The sequence below is a fragment of the Pseudomonas sp. lyk4-R2A-10 genome (assembly GCF_030209075.1).
Taxonomy (GTDB): Bacteria; Pseudomonadota; Gammaproteobacteria; order Pseudomonadales; family Pseudomonadaceae; genus Aquipseudomonas; species Aquipseudomonas glycinae.
The window spans coordinates 521,463-542,670 of record NZ_JARVSR010000011.1; the positions used below are offsets into that span (position 1 = coordinate 521,463).

28 protein-coding genes are annotated in these 21,208 nt (G+C 60.5%); 18 read left to right on the plus strand and 10 right to left on the minus strand.

Annotation, left to right across the window (positions count from 1 at the left end; translation table 11 throughout):
* Nucleotides 1-10 precede the first annotated feature (10 nt).
* The 13 genes from QRN46_RS19505 (at nt 11) to recX (ending at nt 9,652) form a co-directional block, all read left to right on the plus strand.
* Nucleotides 11-1,162 (plus strand): hypothetical protein, encoded by a 1,152-nt coding sequence (locus QRN46_RS19505; RefSeq protein ID WP_011332731.1) that lies wholly within the window; start codon nt 11-13, stop codon nt 1,160-1,162.
* The gene (locus QRN46_RS19510; protein ID WP_285356637.1) at nt 1,159-1,674 is read left to right on the plus strand and encodes a phage tail protein; all 516 of its coding nucleotides are present in this window, start codon (nt 1,159-1,161) and stop codon (nt 1,672-1,674) included. Before QRN46_RS19505 ends, QRN46_RS19510 begins: the two co-directional genes overlap by 4 nt.
* Before the next feature lie 123 nt (nt 1,675-1,797).
* A complete protein-coding gene (locus QRN46_RS19515) occupies nt 1,798-2,892 on the plus strand; it encodes a phage tail protein (RefSeq protein ID WP_285356639.1) in 1,095 nt (364 codons plus the stop codon).
* Between the two features lie 7 nt (nt 2,893-2,899).
* The gene (locus tag QRN46_RS19520; protein WP_011332734.1) at nt 2,900-3,466 is read left to right on the plus strand and encodes a tail fiber assembly protein; all 567 of its coding nucleotides are present in this window, start codon (nt 2,900-2,902) and stop codon (nt 3,464-3,466) included.
* Between the two features lie 14 nt (nt 3,467-3,480).
* Nucleotides 3,481-4,401: a gp53-like domain-containing protein gene (locus QRN46_RS19525; protein ID WP_011332735.1), complete on the plus strand. Its 921-nt coding sequence runs from the start codon at nt 3,481-3,483 to the stop codon at nt 4,399-4,401.
* 2 nt (nt 4,402-4,403) lie between these two features.
* Entirely contained in the window at nt 4,404-4,844 is a 441-nt protein-coding gene (locus QRN46_RS19530) for a phage tail assembly chaperone (protein ID WP_011332736.1), read from the plus strand.
* Between the two features lie 29 nt (nt 4,845-4,873).
* Entirely contained in the window at nt 4,874-6,076 is a 1,203-nt protein-coding gene (locus QRN46_RS19535) for a carbohydrate binding domain-containing protein (protein WP_011332737.1), read from the plus strand.
* Nucleotides 6,077-6,087: 11 nt separating this feature from the next.
* Nucleotides 6,088-6,330 carry a hypothetical protein gene (locus tag QRN46_RS19540; protein WP_011332738.1) on the plus strand — a complete coding sequence of 81 codons (243 nt, stop codon included), beginning with the start codon at nt 6,088-6,090 and terminating at the stop codon, nt 6,328-6,330.
* A gap of 56 nt (nt 6,331-6,386) precedes the next feature.
* The gene (locus QRN46_RS19545; protein ID WP_011332739.1) at nt 6,387-6,950 is read left to right on the plus strand and encodes a glycoside hydrolase family 19 protein; all 564 of its coding nucleotides are present in this window, start codon (nt 6,387-6,389) and stop codon (nt 6,948-6,950) included.
* Nucleotides 6,932-7,462, plus strand: a complete 531-nt coding sequence (locus tag QRN46_RS19550; protein WP_201816853.1) for a lysis system i-spanin subunit Rz — start codon at nt 6,932-6,934, stop codon at nt 7,460-7,462. Before QRN46_RS19545 ends, QRN46_RS19550 begins: the two co-directional genes overlap by 19 nt.
* Before the next feature lie 68 nt (nt 7,463-7,530).
* Nucleotides 7,531-8,031, plus strand: coding sequence for a CinA family protein (locus QRN46_RS19555; protein WP_041475156.1), 501 nt, complete (start codon nt 7,531-7,533; stop codon nt 8,029-8,031).
* Between the two features lie 83 nt (nt 8,032-8,114).
* Complete coding sequence (gene recA / locus QRN46_RS19560; protein ID WP_003222269.1) at nt 8,115-9,173, plus strand: recombinase RecA; 1,059 nt, start codon at nt 8,115-8,117, stop codon at nt 9,171-9,173.
* 8 nt (nt 9,174-9,181) lie between these two features.
* The gene (recX, locus tag QRN46_RS19565) at nt 9,182-9,652 is read left to right on the plus strand and encodes a recombination regulator RecX (RefSeq protein WP_011332742.1); all 471 of its coding nucleotides are present in this window, start codon (nt 9,182-9,184) and stop codon (nt 9,650-9,652) included.
* Between the two features lie 66 nt (nt 9,653-9,718).
* On the opposite strand, the gene QRN46_RS19570 is transcribed toward recX, so the two are convergent.
* Nucleotides 9,719-10,837 carry an LOG family protein gene (locus QRN46_RS19570; protein WP_285356650.1) on the minus strand — a complete coding sequence of 373 codons (1,119 nt, stop codon included), beginning with the start codon at nt 10,835-10,837 and terminating at the stop codon, nt 9,719-9,721.
* A 353-nt stretch (nt 10,838-11,190) separates the two neighbouring features.
* Here QRN46_RS19570 and QRN46_RS19575 point away from each other — a divergent pair, with 353 nt between their 5' ends.
* Nucleotides 11,191-11,385, plus strand: coding sequence for a hypothetical protein (locus QRN46_RS19575; protein ID WP_011332745.1), 195 nt, complete (start codon nt 11,191-11,193; stop codon nt 11,383-11,385).
* Here QRN46_RS19575 and QRN46_RS19580 read toward each other — a convergent pair whose 3' ends face one another.
* Complete coding sequence (locus QRN46_RS19580; RefSeq protein WP_011332746.1) at nt 11,386-11,811, minus strand: PA3611 family quorum-sensing-regulated virulence factor; 426 nt, start codon at nt 11,809-11,811, stop codon at nt 11,386-11,388.
* Between the two features lie 189 nt (nt 11,812-12,000).
* Here QRN46_RS19580 and QRN46_RS19585 point away from each other — a divergent pair, with 189 nt between their 5' ends.
* Complete coding sequence (locus QRN46_RS19585; protein ID WP_011332747.1) at nt 12,001-12,744, plus strand: tRNA-uridine aminocarboxypropyltransferase; 744 nt, start codon at nt 12,001-12,003, stop codon at nt 12,742-12,744.
* Between the two features lie 58 nt (nt 12,745-12,802).
* On the opposite strand, the gene QRN46_RS19590 is transcribed toward QRN46_RS19585, so the two are convergent.
* The gene (locus QRN46_RS19590; RefSeq protein ID WP_181457886.1) at nt 12,803-12,976 is read right to left on the minus strand and encodes a hypothetical protein; all 174 of its coding nucleotides are present in this window, start codon (nt 12,974-12,976) and stop codon (nt 12,803-12,805) included.
* Between QRN46_RS19590 and erdR the strand changes: the two genes are divergently transcribed.
* Complete coding sequence (gene erdR, locus QRN46_RS19595; RefSeq protein ID WP_007954938.1) at nt 12,969-13,619, plus strand: response regulator transcription factor ErdR; 651 nt, start codon at nt 12,969-12,971, stop codon at nt 13,617-13,619. The two genes, QRN46_RS19590 and erdR, sit on opposite strands and share 8 nt — an antisense overlap.
* 75 nt (nt 13,620-13,694) lie before the next feature.
* A complete protein-coding gene (locus QRN46_RS19600; RefSeq protein ID WP_003222276.1) occupies nt 13,695-14,057 on the plus strand; it encodes a diacylglycerol kinase in 363 nt (120 codons plus the stop codon).
* Here QRN46_RS19600 and QRN46_RS19605 read toward each other — a convergent pair.
* Nucleotides 14,054-14,980: a LysR family transcriptional regulator gene (locus tag QRN46_RS19605; RefSeq protein ID WP_011332748.1), complete on the minus strand. Its 927-nt coding sequence runs from the start codon at nt 14,978-14,980 to the stop codon at nt 14,054-14,056. The two genes, QRN46_RS19600 and QRN46_RS19605, sit on opposite strands and share 4 nt — an antisense overlap.
* Nucleotides 14,981-15,124: 144 nt before the next feature.
* On the opposite strand from QRN46_RS19605, the gene fpr reads away from it, so the two are divergent.
* Nucleotides 15,125-15,904, plus strand: a complete 780-nt coding sequence (gene fpr, locus QRN46_RS19610) for a ferredoxin-NADP reductase (RefSeq protein ID WP_003222277.1) — start codon at nt 15,125-15,127, stop codon at nt 15,902-15,904.
* Nucleotides 15,905-15,973: 69 nt separating this feature from the next.
* Here fpr and tsaA read toward each other — a convergent pair whose 3' ends face one another.
* The 6 genes from tsaA to rimO all read right to left on the minus strand — a co-directional run bounded on the left by tsaA (nt 15,974) and on the right by rimO (nt 20,886).
* Nucleotides 15,974-16,672: a tRNA (N6-threonylcarbamoyladenosine(37)-N6)-methyltransferase TrmO gene (gene tsaA, locus QRN46_RS19615; protein WP_181457885.1), complete on the minus strand. Its 699-nt coding sequence runs from the start codon at nt 16,670-16,672 to the stop codon at nt 15,974-15,976.
* 59 nt (nt 16,673-16,731) lie between these two features.
* Nucleotides 16,732-17,502 (minus strand): SDR family oxidoreductase, encoded by a 771-nt coding sequence (locus QRN46_RS19620; protein ID WP_285356672.1) that lies wholly within the window; start codon nt 17,500-17,502, stop codon nt 16,732-16,734.
* 127 nt (nt 17,503-17,629) lie between these two features.
* Entirely contained in the window at nt 17,630-18,097 is a 468-nt protein-coding gene (locus tag QRN46_RS19625; RefSeq protein ID WP_007954948.1) for a YehS family protein, read from the minus strand.
* A 73-nt stretch (nt 18,098-18,170) separates the two neighbouring features.
* Entirely contained in the window at nt 18,171-18,881 is a 711-nt protein-coding gene (locus tag QRN46_RS19630) for an rRNA pseudouridine synthase (RefSeq protein ID WP_011332751.1), read from the minus strand.
* Between the two features lie 83 nt (nt 18,882-18,964).
* Complete coding sequence (locus QRN46_RS19635; protein ID WP_041475157.1) at nt 18,965-19,438, minus strand: GNAT family N-acetyltransferase; 474 nt, start codon at nt 19,436-19,438, stop codon at nt 18,965-18,967.
* 110 nt (nt 19,439-19,548) lie between these two features.
* A complete protein-coding gene (gene rimO / locus QRN46_RS19640; RefSeq protein ID WP_085748160.1) occupies nt 19,549-20,886 on the minus strand; it encodes a 30S ribosomal protein S12 methylthiotransferase RimO in 1,338 nt (445 codons plus the stop codon).
* Between the last annotated feature and the right edge of the window lie 322 nt (nt 20,887-21,208).

Sequence of the window (21,208 nt, forward strand, 5' to 3'; positions counted from 1 at the left end):
GAATAACGCAATGGATTATCCGAAGAGTGTCCCCAGCGCCGGTCTGGTGAACGGGAAATTTATCGATGAGAACCCGCTGACCGGGACGCCGGGGTCGTTGATCCCCGCTGACTGGGGCAACAGTGTCACGCAGGAAATTCTCAGCGTGATCAAGGCCGGGGATCTGACCCCGGACGAGAAGAAATACGATCAGTTGTTGCAGGCGATTCAGACGGTGACGGCCAAAGGCTGGAATCAGGATCTGGCGTTGCCGCTGGCAGCATTGCCATTGCCGACCGTGGCCACGTCGGATGCCCGGATGCCGATCACACCGGCAGCCGCATCGACCAGTGGCGGGCGAGTTTCGGTGCCGGCGGGTGTTTACGTCAGCATCGGTCAGGAAGTGGTGGCGGGGCAGCTGGGACGTTCGCGAACGTTCACCACTCAGGCCTGGAGCAGCGCCGATCTGCTGCCAAGCTCGGGTTACTTTCTGCGGGCGCAGGTGGTGGGTGGTGCGCTGACGTTTTACATGCAGCGCGGGACGATTTATGACGCCAGCCCCGATAGCTTGAAGGGGACGGTCAATGGGGCGGCAGGTGGTGGTTTCCAGTCGACACCGCTGGATATTTGTCTCGCCTGGGTCGTCACGGCGGGTCCGGGATCCGTGCCGATTGTCCGGCAGATCTACAACCGTAACCGGTTGTCCTGGACTCAGGTGGTCAATGGCAATGGCGTGGTCTATCTGCCGCTCGACCCTCATGCTCGAACAGCACGTCTGGTGGTCGGGAATCCGACCCCGCACCCGACGGCTATCACTGGTGTGTCGTTTGCACCGGGCGGCTGGCTGGGGGGGAATTACTGTTTCCTCAATCCGACTATCGGTACGTCCAATAATTGGGACGGCTGGGGAACGGCAGGCGCATCGGTGGGAATCTTCACCAGTAACGTCGTCAACGACACCACGCTTTCAACGTTGACGGCCGGTTTCGATCACTCGGAACTGCGTTCGCTGTGGCAGGTGTACCAAGCCGAGCACACCTGGAACGCAGGGAATGCCGTCAGTGACGAATTGCTATTCGGGATGGGGATCAAAAGCTTTTCTCAAACCGATTATTCGAACGGCATCGCAGTCAATTTCACGGCGGCCGTGAATGTGCATTTGTCTTGGGAGTTGATCCGATGAACATCATTCAGGAACTGCATCAATTCGAAGACGGCTTGCGTCCGGTACCACCTTCTGCCGCCCATGACTGGGACGGTGAGCAATGGCATGCCAGCGCTGACAAAGCCGCGTTACTGGAACAGCAGGAAACCGAACGCCTGTGCGACCGGGTCGATGCCGCCGCCGACAGTGCGCGCACGACTTTGGCCGGCGACCCGCTCAAAGCGCTGGAATACGCCCAGGCGGCTGTTGACGCTCAAGCCTTTCAAGACGCCGGTTATCCAAAAAAGGAAGTGCCGCTGTCCGTCGCTGCCTGGATCGCCAAGGGCCGTTCGGCAAAGCAGTCGGCCGAGCAGATTCTCGACAAGGCCGCCCAGCTCAGCGACAGCCTGCTGACCCTGCGCACCTTGCGCCTGAAAGCCAAGACCCGGATCCGTGCGTTTGCGAGCAAGAGCCAGATGGATCAGGCCCGCGTTGCCGCCGATGAGGCGTTGCAGGCCATTCGTGAACTGACGGCCAACCCGGCCTCGTAACTGCAATCGCATCACCCAAGCCCACTTCATTGTGGGCTTTTTATTTTCAGGAACAGAAACGTCGGCATCGTCTCGAGTGCGCGCTGCTGCGTTTGATTTTTCATTGCAGAGGAACGAACACCAATGGACTACCCAAAAAGCGTCCCCAGCGTCGGCCTGGTCGATGGCCGGTTCGTCGATGAAAACCCGGTGGCGGGAACGCCGGGTTCGTTGATACCGGCGGTGTGGGGCAACAGCGTTACACAAGAAATTCTCAACGTGATTACCGGCGCCGGGCTGACAGCCGCCGAAGCCGATACCGGTCAGTTGCTCAGAGCCATTCAATCGATTGTCGGCAATGCCAGTCCTATGCGCTCAGTGGTGACACGGCTGACGGCTTCCAAGGCGCTGACCGACCCGGAGCTGGGCCTGGTGCTGATCGATGGCGGATCCAGTGCCGTGACGGTGACGTTGCCGCCGGCAAGCGCGGCGCTGGGTGTGCGCGATGTGATTGTTCGGCGCATGGATAACAGCGGCAACCGTCTGATCGTTCAGGCGTCAGGTTCCGACCGCATTCGTTTTCACACGCACCTGTCACCCAGCGGTTATCCGTTTCTGGTGTTGATGGGCGGCGGGGACTGGTGGCAGTTGCGCAGCGATGCTGCGGGTAGCTGGTGGCCAGTCGGCCGGTTCGACAACACTCCACTCGGCCGGCCGTTTTTTGAAACGACCATCCTGCTCAGTCCCGGTGGCTACGGTGCGCTCAACGGTACAGTCATGAAGCGTGCCGAGTGGCCCTGGTTGTGGGACCACGCGCAGCTATCCGGAATGTTGGGTACCGAAGCCGCGCGTGCGGGCAACGAAGGTAAATGGACGTCGGGTGACGGTGCAGCAACCTTTCGTGGCCCTGAAGGGCGCGGCGAGTTTCTGCGAGTGCTGGACGAGGGGCGGGGCGTGGATGCGGCACGTGCGATGGGTTCTTTTCAGGTGGGCTCGACGCATTCGTATGCCATGGGCGCCAATGGTGCCGGAGCGGTCGGTGCGTGGTGGTCGGACAGCCTGACGGGTTTCGGTGCCGATACTCGTGAAGAACCGCAATACGTGTCCGGGCTGTACAACGGTGGCCCGGTCTTCCCTGCCGGTACGAGTTATCAGCGGGATGCCGCCAACGCCCTGCTGCTGGCGTTCAAGTCGCGCCCTCGCAACATCGCCTATCCCGGCCGTATCAAGCTCATCTGAGGTGCCTATGTTCAATTATCTGTTTGACGGCTCGGGCGCCTTGTCCGGGCCTGTCGAGTTTTTTGTAACCCCGGGCATCGGTATTCAACTGCCCGGCAATGCGGTGGAGTTGTCCTTCGAGCTGCCCGCGCCTGAAGCCGGTCGTATCTGGGCCTTGATCAACGGTGTTCCGCGAGAGGTGATCGACCGGCGCGGTCCGGTTTTCCGCAAGGACGGTGGCGGGCAGCAGATCTGGAGTGAGTTGGGGGAGTTGCCCGATACCCTCACAACGCAGCCCTGGCCTGGGGAATTCCATGTGTGGCGCGGCGACGCCTGGCAACTGGATGAGCAGGCCCGTTTGCTCAGCATCAGCCAGCAGATGCTGGAGCAGCGCGACACGCTGCTGCGCGAAGCCGTCCTGCGCATCGCCCCCCTGCAATACGCCGAGGACATCGGCGATGCCACTCACGAAGAACAGATGCAGTTGCTCGAATGGAAGCTCTACAGCGTGGAGCTCAATCGCATCGACAAGCAGACAGGCTTCCCCCGGGAAATCACCTGGCCTTCGCTGCCAGGCCCCGTCACCACCGATTGATAAGGAGATGAATCTTGGACTATCCCAAAAGCGTACCCAGCGTCGGGCTGGTGAACGGGCAATTTGTCGATGAGGATCCCGTCGCCGGAAAACCCGGCTCGCTGATTCCTGCCGCTTGGGGCAACGGCGTCACGCAGGAAATTCTCAGTGTCGTACAGGCCGCCGGCATGACGCCCAACGAGGCGAACACTCATCAACTGCTCGACGCACTGCGCAGTCCGGGGTTGTTCACGACGGCTGCGCAATTCGATGTCAGCCGATCGGCTGCAACGGCCGAGTTTGTCCAGCGGGCGCTGGGCAACTACGCCAGCGCTCGCGGCATCTCCGGCTCGACCCAACTGACCCTGGCCGATATCGGCTGCTCGATCGGGATGGGCGGTAACGCTGCGTACACCGTGACCTTGCCGGACGCCACTGCAGTGCCCAGCGGCGCGACGATCAGCCTGCATTGCCGAAACAGCGCAGCGGTCACGGTTGCCAGTAAAACCGGTACGCAGATCAGCCCCCAGGGGGCCTATCTGGGTTCGATCACGATGAACGCGGGCGAGAGCGCAACCTTCGTCCGGGAGTCGGGTGTCTGGGTCGTTTACGGCACCGCAGCGTTGAAGTATTCGGCGCTCTATGCGTCGCAGTTCGCCACGGCCGGATATCAGAAACTTCCCAGCGGCTTGATCGTGCAGTGGGTGACCGGGGGCTCCGATGCGAATGGAGTCATGACGGTGTCGTTGCCGATGATGTTTCCCAATGCTGTCCTCGGCGGGATCGCCAATGAGGGTTATCCGGCAGGCTGGGGCAGTTCCAACGTCACTGTCTGGGCATTCGACGGGGCCAACTCCACGACATCGACGGTTGTTGCCAGGGTTCGCAATGTCCTGGCGTCGAGTGTGAAGGCTGAACCTGGAATCTCGGGGCGCATATTGGTTTGGGGACGATAACCATGGCTATTTATTTTCATGCACAGACACGCGGCTTTGAACTGGTCGACAGCCCCTATCCGGAACCACCTGAAGGCGCCGTGGAAATCACCCGCGCCCAATACGCCGAACTGTTTGCCGGGCAGGCAAGCGGCAAGGTCATCAGCGCCAGTGCCAGCGGTCAGCCCGTATTGAACGACCCGGTCATCTCCCCGCAGGCACTGGCTTCCCGGGAGCGCGCGTGGCGCGACAACGTCCTGCAAGACACTCAATGGCTGGTGTGGCGTGACGCTGAAGAACTGGAAGTCGGCGAGGGCACGACGCTGCGTACCGAAGAATTCAAACAGCTTCTTGCCTATCGACAGGCACTGCGCGACTGGCCCAATGATCCGGAATTTCCGGATGCCCAGGCTCGCCCTGTAGAGCCCGACTGGCTTGAAGGCTTGCTGCGGTCGAACGGCTGAACCGTTGACCCGATCAATGAGGAATCAAAGTGGATTATCCGAAAAGCGTTCCCGGCTCAGGCCTGGAGAATGGCAAGTTCGTCGATGAAGACCCGATTGCCGGAAAACCGGGATCGTTGATCCCGGCCAGTTGGGGCAACAGTGTGACGCAGGAGATTCTCAACGCGATCACGGCCGCCGGCCTGACGCCGGATGAGGAGCAGACCGATCAACTGGCACAGGCCATTCGGCAACTGGCCAAGCCCGATCCGCTGCAGCAGTTTCCTGTGCAGGTGTATCGCAAGAATCTGTTGATCAATGGCGGATTCAATATCTGGCAACGCGGCACGACCAATCAGGCGCCGAACATCGGTGGGTATGTAGCGGATCGTTTCCGGTGCGACTGGAACGGCAACGCAGGTGTCAGCATTTCGCGCCAGGATTTTCCCCTCGGTCAAACGGAAGTCGTGGGTGAACCCGCTTATTTCCTGCGCTGGCAGCAGGCCACCGCAGGCACGGGAGCAACGGTGCATAAAGTCGCCCAGAGCATTGAATCGGTGAGGACTCTGGCCGGGCGAACGGCTACGGTCAGCTTCTGGGCGCGATCCGATGCGACGCGTCCTTTGCGCGTCACGATTGCTCAGCAGTTCGGAACGGGCGGTTCGGAGGGTGTGGTGAAGGTTGTCGACGTCTTTCAACTGAGTACGTCGTGGAAGAAATACAGCGCAACGTTTCAGGTGCCAACCATCGCCGGGAAAATGCTGGGCGTGAATGACTGCCTGACCTTGTCGTTCGATCTGCCGCTCAACGTGTTGCAGACCGTCGATCTGGCACAGATGCAATTGGAGGAGGGGCCGGTTGCAACACCGTTTGAATACCGTCCAGCGGCGGAAGAGTTGACTCTCTGTCAGCGCTATTTCGAAAAATCTTTTGTAAACCGTTTGCCGATCCGTTCGAACAACGGTCCAGGAACCTGTATCGCCACCTTTTCCCAAGTAGCGGCAGCCAATTCCGGCCAATATGGAATGTGCATCGATATGCAGGTGCCCAAGCGAGTTCAGCCAACGGTCGTGACGTATTGCCCTGGTGAGGCGAGCAATCAAGTCTGGCATTCATCGCTTGCGAAGGCCTGCACAGGAACCATCCTGCAAAGTGTGAGCGAGCGAGGGTTTGCGCTTGCCACCGTGACGCCCGTAGGCAGCTTTCCCGGGCAGGCATTGCAGGTCGATTGGACCGCGGACGCGGAAATCTAGGGGACAAGTCCATGAGTTATCAGCTCACATCGTATGGCGTTCTGCGCCTGAGTGATTCAGCGTTTATTCCACAGGATCCCGTTAATCGGGACTGGCTCGAGTACCAGGAGTGGCTGGTGTCCGGAGGACAGGTACTGCCACTGGACCCGCCGCTAGAGAGGCTGACGGCCAATCAAGGCATGCTGGGGTTGTTCAAGCGAATGATCCAGGTGTCCCCGGACAGCACGCTGAAAACTGAGGTAAACAATGGCTGATCAGCTTTGGTCGCCATCCGTGATTCAATCGGCGCATCCAGGGAGGACCGAGCATTATGCAAATCACTGAAGACAACCTACTCAACATCATGCCCAACGCCCGCCGCCAAGCGGGCGTTTTTGTTTCACCGCTCAACGATGCGATGGCGCGCCATCGCATCGACACGCCCAAGCGTATTGCCGCGTTTCTCGCCCAGATCGGACACGAATCGGGGCAATTGCAGTACGTGCGTGAACTGGGCAACAACCAATACCTGAGCAAGTACGACACCGGTACGCTGGCGTTGCGATTGGGCAACACGCCCGAGGCCGATGGCGACGGGCAGAAGTATCGCGGGCGCGGGCTGATCCAGATCACCGGCCGCGCCAACTATCGCCAGTGCAGCCTCGGGCTGTTCGGTGACGAGCGCTTGCTGGCGCTGCCGGAACTGCTGGAACAACCGCAATGGGCGGCCGAGTCCGCCGCGTGGTTCTGGGCGCAGAACGGTTTGAACGCGCTGGCGGATCAGGATCAGTTCAACAGCATTACCCGGCGGATCAACGGAGGGTTGAACGGTTTGCAGGATCGCCTGGAACTCTGGGGGCGGGCGAGGGCGGTGTTATGCCTGCCTTCGGTCTGAGCGTCTGGCGGCTGATCGGTCTGATGCTGCTGGCCGCAGGTTCGGCGGCGCTGGCCTGGCAGTTTCAGGATTGGCGCTACGGCCGCCAACTGGCCGAACAGGCGCGGTTGCACGCCGAAACCCTCAATCAACTGACTCTGACGGCCGCCACCGCGCAACAGGCCGAACAGGACAAGCGCATGGCCCTGGAGCAACGACTCACGGCCAGTGAACAAACCCATTACCGAGCACTGAACGATGCCCAACGTGATCAGGATCGCTTGCGTGATCGTCTTGCCACTGCTGATCTGCGCCTGTCAGTCCTCATCGACGCAGGCGACGCTGCCCAAGGCTGCGGTGTGCCAGCCACCTCCGGCGCCGGCGGCGTGGATCATGCAGCCGTACGCGCCCGACTTGACCCGGCGCATGCTCGACGAATTGTCGCCATCACCGGCGAAGGCGACCGCGGACTGATTGCCTTGCAGGCTTGTCAGGCCTATATCAGAGCGCTGGCGCCCGCACATTTTGAATAAGCTTGTGTATTGAAAGCGCAACCGGCTCGTGTACGGTGGTACCCATTCCATCCGATCCGGAGCGCGCCGTGAAAGAAATCACTCAATTGGCGGCCGAACTTGGCCGACGCCTGCAGTTGCTCAATGCCCACGTCACGACGGCCGAGTCCTGTACCGGTGGCGGGATTGCCGAAGCCATCACCCGGATTCCGGGAAGTTCGGCGTGGTTCGAAGCGGGTTACGTGACCTACTCCAACCGCCAGAAAACCCAGCAGCTGAATGTACCGACGGAGCTGTTCGGCACTGTGGGTGCGGTCAGTCGCGAGGTGGTCGAGGCCATGGTGCGCGGCGCCCGGGAGAAAAGCCTGGCGCGGTTTGCCGTGGCGGTCAGCGGCGTGGCCGGGCCGGACGGTGGTTCGCCGAACAAACCGGTGGGCACCGTCTGGCTGGCGTGGGGCGTGGGCGACCAGGTTTCCAGCGAGGTCCAGCACTTCCCCGGCAACCGCGACGACGTCCGCCGACAAACGGTGAAGGCCGCGCTAGAGGGCTTGCTGCGACTAGCGGCACGAGAAATCGAAAATCAGGGGTAGGCGATCCGTGAACGCTGTGGAATAATACTGGCTACTTATACAGGTGTTGGCCGTCAGGCCTTATTGATTACGTGAGGACTTTAATGGACGACAACAAGAAGAAAGCCTTGGCTGCGGCCCTGGGTCAGATCGAACGTCAATTCGGCAAGGGTGCCGTAATGCGTATGGGCGATCAGGACCGTCAGGCGATCCCGGCCATTTCCACCGGCTCTCTGGGTCTGGACATCGCACTCGGCATCGGCGGCCTGCCAAAAGGCCGTATCGTTGAAATCTACGGTCCTGAATCTTCCGGTAAAACCACACTGACGCTGTCCGTGATCGCCCAGGCTCAAAAAGCCGGTGCGACCTGCGCCTTCGTCGACGCCGAACACGCCCTCGACCCAGAGTACGCCGGCAAGCTGGGCGTCAATGTCGACGACCTGCTGGTTTCCCAGCCGGACACCGGCGAGCAGGCCCTGGAAATCACCGACATGCTGGTGCGCTCCAACGCCGTTGACGTGATCATCGTCGACTCCGTGGCCGCTCTGGTACCGAAGGCAGAAATCGAAGGCGAAATGGGTGACATGCACGTGGGCCTGCAAGCCCGTCTGATGTCCCAGGCGCTGCGTAAAATCACCGGTAACATCAAGAACGCCAACTGCCTGGTGATCTTCATCAACCAGATCCGCATGAAGATCGGCGTGATGTTCGGCAGCCCGGAAACCACCACCGGTGGTAACGCGCTGAAGTTCTACGCCTCGGTTCGTCTCGACATCCGCCGTACCGGCGCGGTGAAGGAAGGCGACGAAGTGGTCGGCAGCGAAACCCGCGTCAAGGTTGTGAAGAACAAGGTGGCTTCGCCGTTCCGTCAGGCCGAGTTCCAGATTCTCTACGGCAAGGGTATCTACCTGAACGGCGAGATGATCGACCTGGGCGTTCTGCACGGGTTCGTCGAGAAGTCCGGCGCCTGGTATGCCTACGAAGGCACCAAGATCGGTCAGGGCAAGGCCAACTCGGCCAAGTTCCTGGCGGACAACCCGGAAGTCGCGGCCAAGCTCGAGAAGCAACTGCGTGACAAGCTGCTGTCGCCAGCCGTGATCGCCGACTCCAAGGCTTCTGCGGTCAAAGAGACCGAAGACGACCTGGCTGACGCTGACATCTGATTGCACCGATGACAACCGCCGTACTCGATACCCTCGTCGCGGTGCGGCGAACCGCCATGGACCTGCTCGCACGCCGCGAGCACGGTCGAGTCGAGCTGACGCGCAAACTGCGTCAGCGTGGCGCTCCCCCCGAGATGATCGAAACAGCCCTCGACCGATTGACGGAAGAAGGGCTGCTTTCCGAAGCCCGCTATCTTGAAAGCTTTGTTTCCTATCGCGCCCGCTCCGGTTATGGCCCTCTGCGGATTCGCGAAGAACTGAGCCAGCGCGGTTTGCAACGCGCCGATATCGAACTCGCCTTGCGCGATAGCGGCATCAACTGGCAGGAGCAGCTAACGGACACGTGGCAACGGAAGTTCTCCGGACAACTTCCCGGCGATGCCAAGGAACGCGCCAGACAAGGTCGATTCCTGGCGTACCGGGGATTCTCGATGGAGATGATCAACCGCTTGTTCAGCGGCAGAGGAATGGACGATTAAATCGCTCCAGCTTCAATCAAAAAAAAACGGCCCGCTATTTCGATAGCGGGCCGTTTTTTTTTGCCTTCACGTTACCTTCGACGGTTCGCGGGTGCGTTGCGCGGTCTGGGGTTTTGACTGGGCCCAGTTTTCCGGCAGATTGATGTAGTCCACCAGCTCCCGCAGACGCCCGTGATCCCGGGCGTTGAAGGCGAATGCCAGACGCGTGAGGTGGCTGAATTGAGCCTCGTCGTGTTCTTCGCCGCTGTAGGCGTGTTGATGGAACTGATCGCTCAGGCACAGATCGGCAAACGCTTCCTGCATATGGTCGAGGGCCTGATCGCTCAGCTTGTGGTTCATGCGAATGACAAACTGGCGCTTGAGCCAGCGGCTGGAATGGAAGTTGCCGTAGAACTGGTTGATCTGCTCCACCGCCTCTTCAACGTTGTAGACCAGGCGCATCAGCTTCAGGTCGGTCGGCAGGATGTAGCGATTTTCCTCCAGTTGCTGGCGGATGAAGTCCAGCGCGGCTTGCCAGAACGTCCCGCCCGGTGCGTCCAGCAGAACCACCGGCACCAAGGGGCTTTTGCCGGTCTGGATCAGCGTGAGCACTTCCAGGGCTTCGTCCAGGGTGCCGAACCCGCCGGGGCACAACACCAGCGCATCGGCTTCCTTGACGAAGAACAGCTTGCGGGTGAAGAAAAAATGGAACGGCAGCAGGTTGTTGGTGCCGTCCACGGTGGGGTTGGCATGTTGTTCGAAGGGCAGGGTGATATTGAACCCCAGGCTGTGATCGCGGCCGGCGCCTTCATGGGCCGCGGCCATGATTCCGCCGCCGGCACCAGTGATGACCATCATGTTCGAGCGAGCCAGCGAGGCCCCGAGTTCCCGAGCCATGGCGTAAAGGGGATGTTCGACCGGGGTTCGAGCCGAACCGAACACCGTGACCTTGCGTCGCCCCTTGAACTGTTCAAGGGTGCGAAAGGCCTGCTCCAGTTCGCGCAGGGCTTGCAGGGTGATCTTGGCGTTCCAGCGGTTGTGGTCTTCCTGGGCCATGCGCAGCACGGTCAGGATCATGTCTCGGTAAATGGGGGAATTCGGGCTGTCGGGTGACACCAGGTTGAGTTGTTCTTCGACCTTGCTGATGAGGTCGTGGCCGCTTTCCTGAAAATGACGGCTGAGCAGGTCATTCGGTTGGTAAGGCATGCAACTTCTCCTTCTGCACAGAGCTTTCGGCCCTGACGTGCGGCGTCAGTGCCGCGCTGCAAGAAAACAAACAGCCGGCAGCTCCTTTCCTACCGTTAGAAAAATGAACGGGAATACGTTGAATCTAGACCCTCAAAGCATTTTTCGCTCATCGAGCATTACGCCGCAAAGTCTTTCCTGGCAACTGCTTATTGCCGCTTTTCGAAGTGTTTTCACCGCTCGTCCGATGCCACGTCGAGGGCTGAATGCTCTGATTTACTAAGTTAAAGGCGCCGTACGACAACTTTGCGTCAACGACCGTACGCAAGGTGCACGCTATTCAAGGATTTGCGGGTGGCAAGGAGGCGGGACACATGACCAGAGTCATTCTGGAGATCGATGCGCAGCTGTATCGATTGTTGAAAGCATCAGCCGAGACCAATCATGTGAGTCTCGAAGAGGAGTGCTGCCGACGCCTGGCGGGAGGGGAGCGCCGCTCGCGTTACTTGCAGGCCTTGCTGGCCGAACTGCGCGCCGAGGATGAACAGCGGCGCGCCACGTCGAGATGATTACTTCTTCTTCGCTGGAGCCGCTTTCGGGCAATCCGATTCCTGGTAGCTGGCGGAGCCGATCGCCTTGTTGGTTTTCACTTCGGTGAAGTCGTAACGCATGATCGCGCCCTTGGCCATCAGCTTGCGGTACGACGGGTTGTTGCAGACCGAAGCGCCCAGCTGGAAATACACGGCTTTGGGATCGGCGCGCATTTTGTCGGCGTGGCTCTTTTGCACGCTAAGGTGATTGACCAGCGTGGTGCCTTCGACGGTGTAGCCCTGATCAAGAATGTCTTCGTTGATCGCCCGTGGCGTGCCGACGCTGCTTTGTGCGGCGACATTGCGCAGCTCTCGGTTCAGATTCTGCTCACTCAGGGATGCAGCCTGAGCGCTGAAGGACGAGGCCAGCAGAATGGCAGCGGTGGGAACGATAAGGCGCAGCATGAAACTCTCCTGGTTCAGTGACTGGTGGTTCGACCAGCCACGTGACTGTGCGTTCAGTGGCGGCGAATTATAGGGGAGCCGGTCGGGAGGGTACAGGCTTGTGCCCGTCGCTCTGGTAAACTGCCGGCCTTTATTGCCCTGCTGAGTGTCGTTCGTGTCGAGTTTCCCTGCCTGCCGGTGCCGTCTGCGATGAATCATGCCCCCAACGCCGTGGCCCGCCTGCGCGATCAGCGCGAGGACGAGGGCATCAAGCCGATCCAGGCCCGGGGCTTTCGCTCCCCGCGTTGCCGCGATTGCCGGGTGATCATCAGCCATTGCCTGTGTGCCTGGCGGCCGACGGTCGATGCGCGTTCGGGCGTTTGCCTGATCATGACCGGCAAGGAAGTGTTCAAACCCAGCAACACCGGCTGGTTGATCGCCGACATCGTGCGCGACAACCATGCCTTTATCTGGTCGCGGACCGAGCCCGACGAGCAACTGCTGGCGCTGCTGAACGACCCGCAATGGCAGCCGTATCTGGTGTTCCCCGGCGAGTACGTCGAACCTTCGCGGGTGACCAACACCGTGGATCTCGATAGCAGCAAGCGTCCGCTGTTCATCCTGCTGGACGCGACCTGGACCGAAGCCCGGAAGATTTTCCGCAAGAGCCCGTATTTCGACCGTTTGCCGATTCTGAGCCTGTTGCCCGACAAGCTGTCGCGCTATCGCCTGCGCCGCTCGACCCGCAGCGAGCACCTGTGCACCGCCGAAGTGGCGGCGCTGTGCCTGGAACTGGCCGGCGATTCTGACGCCGCATCGGCGCTGGATGCCTATTTCGATGTGTTCAGCCAGCATTATCTGGGGGCCAAGCAGCAACTGGACGTCAATGTGTCGACGCCGGCCCATGCCGAATTGCTGCCCTATATCCGAAACGCGGCGCCAGCACCGGCCTGATCCTGGCCCATACTGCTAAAGCAGTGGCCGTGCGGCTTGACCACCCCGGCTTCGCTGGTCATGCTTGGCGCCGATTGGGGTGCGGCCAAGGTTTGAAACGCCGTTTTTGTTCGTGATTGGCGTTGAACGTGCCCCTGTGGATGCCGCTGCCGGGCGGTATCTGGATTTGCTTTGGCACGACCCGAATGCGCGGGCCGGCCATCAAAAACAGGATCATTTGAAAAATGGCCACATACGACATCCTGATTGCCGATGATCACCCTCTTTTTCGTAGCGCACTGCATCAAGCGGTGACGATGGGCCTTGGCCCGGACGTACGAATGGTGGAGGTGGCGAGCATCGCCGAGCTGGAAACCCGCCTGACCGAAAAGGCTGACTGGGATCTGGTGCTGCTGGACCTGAACATGCCGGGCGCTTTCGGATTTTCCGGGCTGGTGATGCTGCGCGGTCAATACCCGCAGATTCCGGTGGTGATGGTTTCGGCCCAGGAAGAAGCCTCGGTGATGGTCAAGTCCCGGGAATTCGGTGCCAGTGGTTTCATTCCCAAGTCCAGCGACCTGAGCGTGATTCAGGAAGCGGTGCGTAAAGTGTTGGACGGGGACGTGTTCTGGCCACCCCAGGCGTTCGAAGCGGTCAGCGTTTCGGATGAAGCCAAGGCTGCCAGCGATGGCCTCGCCAGCCTGACGCCACAGCAGTTCCGGGTGTTGACCATGGTCTGCGAAGGCTTGTTGAACAAGCAGATCGCCTACGAGCTGAGCGTGTCCGAAGCGACCATCAAGGCCCACGTCACGGCGATTTTTCGCAAGTTGAACGTGCGAACCCGGACCCAGGCCGCTTTACTGCTGCAACAACTTGAGTCAATTCCGAGCCAGTAAGCGCTGGCGTCTTCACGCTTTTTTGACTTTCGTTGATCTAGCTTCCCCACTTCCTTTCGGTCGGTTATCTACTTTATGTCACCTTTCAAGGGCCAGACGGGCCTGAAACGCATCCTCAACGCTTCCGGATATTCGCTGGACGGCTTGCGCGCCGCCTTCACCGGCGAAGCGGCTTTCCGCCAACTGGTGTTGCTCAACGTGGTGCTGATTCCACTGACGTTTTTCCTCAATGTCAGCCGGGTCGAGCAGGCGCTGCTGATTGCCGTGTGCCTGCTGGCGCTGATCGTCGAGCTGTTGAATTCGGCGGTGGAGGCGGCCATCGACCGCATCTCGCTGGAGTTGCATCCGCTGTCCAAGAACGCCAAGGACATGGGCAGTGCCGCGCAATTCGTGGCACTGAGCATGATCGCCCTGGTGTGGGCGGTGATTCTGCTTTAAGCGATGCTCGGCAGAACGATCTCGTCGCTGCGCTGCACCCCGGCGGTGAAAGCGCGGCACAGGTCGAGGAATTCGCGCATGGCAGAGGTCTGGTACTTTTGCTTGTGCCAGATGAAATAGAACTGCCGCGCCAGATCCAGATCCGGCGTCTCCACCGGTACCAGGCTGCCGCGCCGGAAGGCGTCACGCAGCGCAAGACGCGAGATGCAGCCAATTCCCAGGCCTGATTCCACGGCGCGCTTGATCGCTTCGGTGTGTTCCAGCTCCAGCCGGATGTTCAGCGCGCTGCGGTGATGCCGCATCGCCTGATCGAAGGTCAGGCGCGTCCCCGAACCCTGCTCCCGCAAAATCCACGCTTCGTGCGTCAACTCTTCCATGGTCGCGCTGCCGCGCTTGGCCAACGGATGCTGTGGGGCACAGAACACCACCAGTTCATCCTCGACCCAACTCTGCACTTCGATGTCCGGATGGCTGCAATCGCCTTCGATTAGACCCAGATCAATTTCGTAATGAGCAACCTGTTGCACGATATTGGCAGTGTTCTGCACATGCAGCTTCACCTGGCTTTCCGGGTGGCGCTGCATGAAACCGCCGATCAGCAGCGTCGCCAGGTAATTGCCGATGGTCAGGGTTGCGCCCACTGACAGCGAGCCGAAACCGGATTTGCCGTTGAGCAGGTCTTCGATTTCCTTGGCCTGATCGAGCAGGGCCACCGCTTGCGGCAGCAACTGTTTGCCGAGGGCGTTGAGGCTCAGGCGTTTGCCGGCGCGATCGAACAGCTGGCAGCTGGACTGGCGCTCCAGTTCGGTGATGGAAGTGCTGGCGGCCGATTGCGACAGGTTGAGCAGACCCGCTGCGCGGGACACGCTCTCCTGTTGGGCGACGGCGACGAAGACTTGCAGTTGACGAAGAGTAAATCGCATATCGATATAACCGATAACCCTTATCTTAATAATCCAGTTAACAGATATTGTCGGCGCTATTAGAATGCGATGCAATTGCGCACCGTCGGCATTCTTCAACAAGAGCCGGGCAGGCGCAGATCAATCTCCAGGAGTCCCACGTACATGAGCAACATGAACCACGAGCGTGTCCTCAGTGTTCATCACTGGAACGACACTCTGTTCAGCTTCAAGTGCACCCGCGATCCGGGCCTGCGCTTCGAGAACGGTCAGTTCGTGATGATCGGCCTGCAACAGCCAAACGGCCGCCCGCTTATGCGCGCTTACTCGATCGCCAGCCCGAACTGGGAAGAGCATCTCGAGTTCTTCAGCATCAAGGTGCCGGACGGTCCGCTGACCTCCCAGTTGCAGCACCTGAAGGAAGGCGACGAGATCATCATCTCGAAAAAACCGACCGGCACCCTGGTGCTGGACGACCTGAACCCGGGCAAGCACCTGTACCTGCTGAGTACCGGCACCGGTCTGGCGCCGTTCATGAGCGTGATCCAGGACCCGGAAACCTACGAGCGCTTCGAAAAAGTGATCCTGGTTCACGGTGTTCGTTACGTCAACGAAGTCGCCTACCGCGAGTTCATCACCGAGCACCTGCCGCAAAACGAGTTCTTCGGCGAAGCGCTGCGTGACAAGCTGATCTACTACCCGACCGTGACTCGCGAACCGTTCGAGAATCAGGGTCGCCTGACCGACCTGATGCGCAGCGGCAAGCTGTTCAGCGACATAGGCCTGCCACCGATCAACCCGCAGGACGACCGCGCGATGATCTGCGGCAGCCCGAGCATGCTCGACGAGACCAGCGAAGTGCTCGACAGCTTCGGCCTGAAGATCTCGGCGCGGATGCGCGAGCCGGGTGACTACCTGATCGAGCGCGCATTCGTCGAGAAATAATCCCGACGATGCCGATAGAAAAGCCCGCGTTGCCTGAGAAGGCAGCGCGGGCTTTTTCGTTTTCGGGGTTCAGTCAGCGGCGGGGATGACTTCCAGGACGCGGATCTGTTCGGGCGTCGGGTAATGCCAGCGCACATCCAGATCCCAGAACTGCGCGCCGTATTCGCGCTCTGGCATTGGCGTCTGATACGCCGGGCGCGGATCCTGGGCCAGGCATTGTTCGATCAGCTCGACCAGCGGCTCGGCCAGGCGCTGAGCGTGCGTCTGCGCCTGTTGCAGCGCCGCGTCCGTCCACTGCACGTCGATCAGGTGCGGCGCGGCACTGGCGATGCTGTTGGAAGCGTCAGTGATGATGTCGGCGTAGGGCACGTAGGGTTTGATGTCGAGAATCGGCGTGCCGTCCAGCAGGTCGATACCGGAGATGAGCAGGCGATTGGCCTCGACCTTGTCCAGCTTCACCACCGACTGACCGATGCCGTTCGGCCGGTGCGTGGCGCGGGTGGCGAACACGCCCATGGATTTGTTGCCACCGAGGCGCGGAGGGCGGACCTTGAGGCGCGGCTTGTCTTCCAGCGCCTGATGGAACAGGAACAGCAGCCAGACATGACTGACCTGCTCCAGCCCCTGCACCGCATCGCCCTGATCGAACGGCGCCACCAGCTCCAGCACGCCACGGGCGGCGGGGGCCAGTTGCGGCTGGCGCGGGATGGCGAACTTCTCCTTGAAGCAGGAGCGGACGAAGCCGATGGGGGAGACGCTGTAAGTCATGGTTTGCATTCGAAGCGGAGCAGGGCGGGCATGATAACCCGTCCGGCCGCGTCGCCGATCTAAAGACTGAACCCGCCATCCAGCGGAATGATATTCCCGGTCATGTACGCCCCGGCTGTACTCGCCAGGCTGATCGCCAGCGCCGCCATCTCTTCCTCGCGGCCCCAGCGTTTCATCGGGATCAGCGCGGTGTCTTCGGCCAGCGCCTGTTGATCACTGCCGATGTGCTGGGTCATCTTGCTCGGAAAGCGCCCCGGTGCGATGACGTTGACGTTGATGTGCTGGCTCACCAGTTCCCGGGCGAGGATCCGCGACAGCTGATGAAGGGCGGCCTTGCTCGGTCCGTAGGCGTAGGCCTGTTCACCAAAGGAAGAAATCCCCGCCACCGAACCGATGTTGATGATCCGCGCCGGATTGGCCGCCGAGCCGGATTTGCGCAACAACGGCAGAAATTGCTGGATGCAACTGAACACCGAGGTCACGTTGAGCTGCATGACTTTCTCCCAGCCCTTGACCGGGTAGCTCTCCAGCGGCGCGCCCCACGTCGTGCCGGCGTTGTTCACCAGAATGTCCAGATGCGTGATCTGCTCGCCCAGTCGCGCGGCCAGCTCTTTCACGCCTTCTTCGGTCGCCAGGTTCGCCGCCATGCCCAGACAAGTGCCCAGAGCACTGAGTTCTTCAGCGGTTTGATGGCAGGCTTTCGCGTCACGGGAACAGACGTACACGCGGGCGCCGGCCTCGACATAGGCCTTGGCGATCATTTTGCCGATACCACGGGTGCCGCCGGTCACCAGGGCGGTGCGGCCTTGCAGGGAGAAATACGGGTGCATGGCGAATCCTGAGGGCTAGGGTTCAGTACACCCTAGTCGCCGGCCGCAAAAAGCGGAGCCACTATTTTTGGAAGGAATGGAACGGCATGCATGAAAACGGCGACCGAAGTCGCCGTGATCGAATGGGTCAACCGCGAACGCGCAGGGTCAGGCCCTTGAGGAAATTGCGCAGCAACTGATCGCCGCACGGGCGGTAGTTGGTGTGGCCGACCTTGCGGAACAGCGCGCTCAGCTCAGGCTTGGACACCGGGAACTCGGCAGCCTTGAGGATCGCGTGCATGTCGTCTTCCTTCAGTTCGAAGGCCACGCGCAGCTTTTTCAGGATGATGTTGTTGGTCACCGGGAGTTCGATCGGCAGCGGCGGACGGCTTTCGTCCTTGCCGCGCTTGAAGATCACCAGACCGTCGAGGAAGTGCGCGATGACTTCGTCCGGGCAGCGCACGAAACCTTCTTCGTCTTCTTCTTTCTTGTCGAGGTACGTCACGACATCAGCCAGCGTGACGTCCAGGCCGCCGAGTTTGATGATCTCGACCACTTTCTTGTCGCTGATGTCGAGCATGTAGCGCACGCTGCGCAGAACGTCGTTGTGAACCATGTGTGCAATCCTGATTGTTCGCTGTGGGCATTGCGCGGGCGCGATGCCGGAAATGTAGGGTGGCTTGCGAGCCTTAGAATTTCTCTTTGCCGGACAGATAGCGCCATTGGCCGACCGGCACCTTGCCGATGGACACGCCGCCGATGCGGATCCGGCGTATGCCGATGACCTTCAGGCCGACCGCTTCGCAGAACTGGGCGATGATCCCCGGCTGCGGGTTCTTCATGGCGAAGCGCAGGCGGTTTTCGTTCTGCCAACTGGCCTTGACCGGCGGCAGCTCCTTGCCCTTGTGGGTGAGGCCGTGCTGCAGGCGATTGAGGCCGTGGGCAACCATGTCGCCTTCGACTTCGACCACGTATTCCTGCTCGATCTTGGCCGCGTCGGCGGTGAGCTTGCGCAGCACCTTCCAGTCCTGGGTGAACACCAGCAGGCCGCTGGCCTTGGGTTGCAGGTCGGCGCTGGCGGTCAGGCGCAGGAAGTGTCCGCGCAGCGGACGTTTGCCGTAGCGGTGTTCTTCGCTGAGGGTTTCGGCGTTCAGCGACTGCATGGCGCTGTCGACATCCATGCCCGCCGGCACGTTGAGCAGGATAGTCACCGGCTCCGGCGCGGTGGCCTTGGCGTCCTTGTCGAGCTCGACTTTCTGGTCGCCGACCTTGAACTGCGGCTCGTCGATGACTTCGCCGTCCACGGTGACCCAGCCGCCCTCAATGAACAGCTCGGCCTCCCGGCGGGAGCAACCGACCAGCTCGATAAGGCGTTTGGAGAGGCGAATCGGGTCAGTCATGACAGGGGCCGTAACAAAAAAGGGGTGGGCATTGTACCTGCCTGGGGCCGGTTAAGCCCGATTGCATTTGCGCCGTGTGGCTTTTAGCCGCGTACCGCGCGCTGCTCCGGTTGTTTCAGACGCATATGCAACAACGGATACGGCTGGCCCATGCCATCGACCTCCGAGCGGCCGATCACCTCGAACCCTTGCTTGAAGTAAAACCCCAGCGCCTGGGGGTTCTGTTCGTTGACGTCCAATTCGTCGGCGTTCAGGTGTTCCATCGCGTACTTCAACAGTTTCTTGCCAAGGCCCTGGCCGCGATGGGCCGGGTCGATGAACAGCATTTCGATCTTGCCCGCCGCGACCCCGGCAAACCCGGTGATGCGCTGGTGGCTGTCGCGGGTGCAGATCAGCATCACCGCATCGAGGTAGCGGGTCAGCACCAGATTCTTCAGCAGCTCGATGTAGGATTCCGGCAGGAAATCGTGGGTCGCGCGAACCGAGGCCTCCCAGACCCGGGTCAGTTCCTGATAATCGCTGAGTTTCGGCGTGTGGATGACCGAGTGGTGACGCATGCCCGATAGCCTCTTTGTCATGGATGAGGGAGTCCTTCCCACCCCAAACGATAGCCGTAAAAAAGCCCCGCATCTCGTAAAGAGAGCAGGGCTTTCTGTATTTTTCGCGCTTAAATCTGTTCGGCCCAGAGGTCGTATTCGTCGGCGTCGGTCACCTTGCACCAGACCTTGTCGCCCGGCTTGAGGTTGCTGCCGTTGTCGATGAACACGTTGCCGTCGATTTCCGGGGCATCGAAGAAGCAGCGGCCGACCGCGCCCTGCTCGTCGACTTCGTCCACCAGTACTTCGATTTCACGGCCGATGCGCATTTGCAGGCGCGCCGAGCTGATGGCCTGCTGGTGCGCCATGAAGCGTTCCCAGCGATCCTGCTTGACGTCGTCCGGAACCACTTCCAGATCCAGATCGTTGGCTGGAGCGCCTTCGACCGGCGAATACTGGAAGCAGCCGACGCGGTCGAGCTGGGCTTCGGTCAGCCAGTCCAGCAGGTACTGGAAGTCTTCTTCGGTTTCGCCGGGGAAGCCGACGATGAAGGTCGAACGAATGATCAGGTCCGGGCAGATCTCGCGCCAGTTCTTGATCCGCGCCAGGGTCTTGTCTTCGAACGCCGGGCGTTTCATCGACTTGAGGACTTTCGGGCTGGCGTGCTGGAACGGGATGTCCAGGTACGGCAGGATCTTGCCGGCGGCCATCAGCGGGATCAGCTCGTCGACGTGCGGGTACGGGTAAACGTAGTGCAGACGGACCCAGACGCCGAGGGTGCTCAGCGCTTCGCACAGTTCGGTCATGCGGGTTTTCACCGGCGCGCCGTTCCAGAAACCGGTGCGGTATTTGACGTCAACGCCATAGGCGCTGGTGTCCTGGGAAATCACCAGCAGTTCCTTCACGCCGGATTTGACCAGACGCTGGGCTTCGTCGAGCACGTCACCCACCGGACGGCTGACCAGTTTTCCGCGCATCGACGGGATGATGCAGAAGCTGCAGCTGTGGTTGCAGCCTTCGGAAATCTTCAGGTACGCGTAGTGGCGCGGGGTCAGCTTGATGCCTTGCGGCGGCACCAGGTCGATCAGCGGGTTGTGATCCTGCTTCGGCGGCACGACTTCGTGCACCGCGTTGACCACTTGCTCGTACTGCTGCGGACCGGTGACGGCCAGCACGCTCGGGTGCACGTCACGGATATTGCCTTCTTCGACGCCCATGCAGCCGGTCACGATGACCTTGCCGTTTTCCTTGATCGCTTCGCCGATGACTTCCAGCGATTCGGCCTTGGCCGAGTCGATGAAGCCGCAGGTGTTGACCACGACCACGTCGGCGTCCTGATAGGTGGACACCACGTCATAGCCTTCCATGCGCAGCTGGGTCAGGATGCGCTCGGAGTCGACCAGTGCTTTCGGGCAACCCAGAGAAACGAAGCCAACCTTTGGATTGGCCGGCGCAGGAGTGGTGGACATGTCTAACCTCGGTGTTTTGTGACGTCGCTTGCCTGGTTCGGTAACCGACGGATGGGCGCTTGAACTGCGCCTCTGATCAAAAAGTGCGCAATTCTAGCGACGAGCAGCGCACTTGACCAGCTTTATACAGGGAAATACGACGAGTGCTGCGCTATGCTTCGCGCCGTTGCGCTTTACTGAATTTTTACAGTCAAGAAAACGTCTGTTACAGGGCGTAAAAACGCGCATGCTGCACACAAAGCATAGTGCTTCATATAAGAAGCCGGTCTGGGAATCAGGAGTGTTGGATGGGTCAGGCAAGTAGTCACGCGGCGGGCGCCGA

Coding starts and splice junctions, on each gene's coding strand:
- QRN46_RS19505 (WP_011332731.1), top strand. CDS start 11: ATGGATTATCCGAAGAGTGTCCCCAGCGCCGGTCTGGTGAACGGGAAA.
- QRN46_RS19510 (WP_285356637.1), top strand. CDS start 1,159: ATGAACATCATTCAGGAACTGCATCAATTCGAAGACGGCTTGCGTCCG.
- QRN46_RS19515 (WP_285356639.1), top strand. CDS start 1,798: ATGGACTACCCAAAAAGCGTCCCCAGCGTCGGCCTGGTCGATGGCCGG.
- QRN46_RS19520 (WP_011332734.1), top strand. CDS start 2,900: ATGTTCAATTATCTGTTTGACGGCTCGGGCGCCTTGTCCGGGCCTGTC.
- QRN46_RS19530 (WP_011332736.1), top strand. CDS start 4,404: ATGGCTATTTATTTTCATGCACAGACACGCGGCTTTGAACTGGTCGAC.
- QRN46_RS19540 (WP_011332738.1), top strand. CDS start 6,088: ATGAGTTATCAGCTCACATCGTATGGCGTTCTGCGCCTGAGTGATTCA.
- QRN46_RS19545 (WP_011332739.1), top strand. CDS start 6,387: ATGCAAATCACTGAAGACAACCTACTCAACATCATGCCCAACGCCCGC.
- QRN46_RS19550 (WP_201816853.1), top strand. CDS start 6,932: ATGCCTGCCTTCGGTCTGAGCGTCTGGCGGCTGATCGGTCTGATGCTG.
- recA (WP_003222269.1), top strand. CDS start 8,115: ATGGACGACAACAAGAAGAAAGCCTTGGCTGCGGCCCTGGGTCAGATC.
- recX (WP_011332742.1), top strand. CDS start 9,182: ATGACAACCGCCGTACTCGATACCCTCGTCGCGGTGCGGCGAACCGCC.
- QRN46_RS19570 (WP_285356650.1), bottom strand. CDS start 10,837: ATGCCTTACCAACCGAATGACCTGCTCAGCCGTCATTTTCAGGAAAGC.
- QRN46_RS19575 (WP_011332745.1), top strand. CDS start 11,191: ATGACCAGAGTCATTCTGGAGATCGATGCGCAGCTGTATCGATTGTTG.
- QRN46_RS19580 (WP_011332746.1), bottom strand. CDS start 11,811: ATGCTGCGCCTTATCGTTCCCACCGCTGCCATTCTGCTGGCCTCGTCC.
- QRN46_RS19585 (WP_011332747.1), top strand. CDS start 12,001: ATGAATCATGCCCCCAACGCCGTGGCCCGCCTGCGCGATCAGCGCGAG.
- erdR (WP_007954938.1), top strand. CDS start 12,969: ATGGCCACATACGACATCCTGATTGCCGATGATCACCCTCTTTTTCGT.
- QRN46_RS19600 (WP_003222276.1), top strand. CDS start 13,695: ATGTCACCTTTCAAGGGCCAGACGGGCCTGAAACGCATCCTCAACGCT.
- QRN46_RS19605 (WP_011332748.1), bottom strand. CDS start 14,980: ATGCGATTTACTCTTCGTCAACTGCAAGTCTTCGTCGCCGTCGCCCAA.
- fpr (WP_003222277.1), top strand. CDS start 15,125: ATGAGCAACATGAACCACGAGCGTGTCCTCAGTGTTCATCACTGGAAC.
- tsaA (WP_181457885.1), bottom strand. CDS start 16,672: ATGACTTACAGCGTCTCCCCCATCGGCTTCGTCCGCTCCTGCTTCAAG.
- QRN46_RS19620 (WP_285356672.1), bottom strand. CDS start 17,502: ATGCACCCGTATTTCTCCCTGCAAGGCCGCACCGCCCTGGTGACCGGC.
- QRN46_RS19625 (WP_007954948.1), bottom strand. CDS start 18,097: ATGGTTCACAACGACGTTCTGCGCAGCGTGCGCTACATGCTCGACATC.
- QRN46_RS19630 (WP_011332751.1), bottom strand. CDS start 18,881: ATGACTGACCCGATTCGCCTCTCCAAACGCCTTATCGAGCTGGTCGGT.
- QRN46_RS19635 (WP_041475157.1), bottom strand. CDS start 19,438: ATGCGTCACCACTCGGTCATCCACACGCCGAAACTCAGCGATTATCAG.
- rimO (WP_085748160.1), bottom strand. CDS start 20,886: ATGTCCACCACTCCTGCGCCGGCCAATCCAAAGGTTGGCTTCGTTTCT.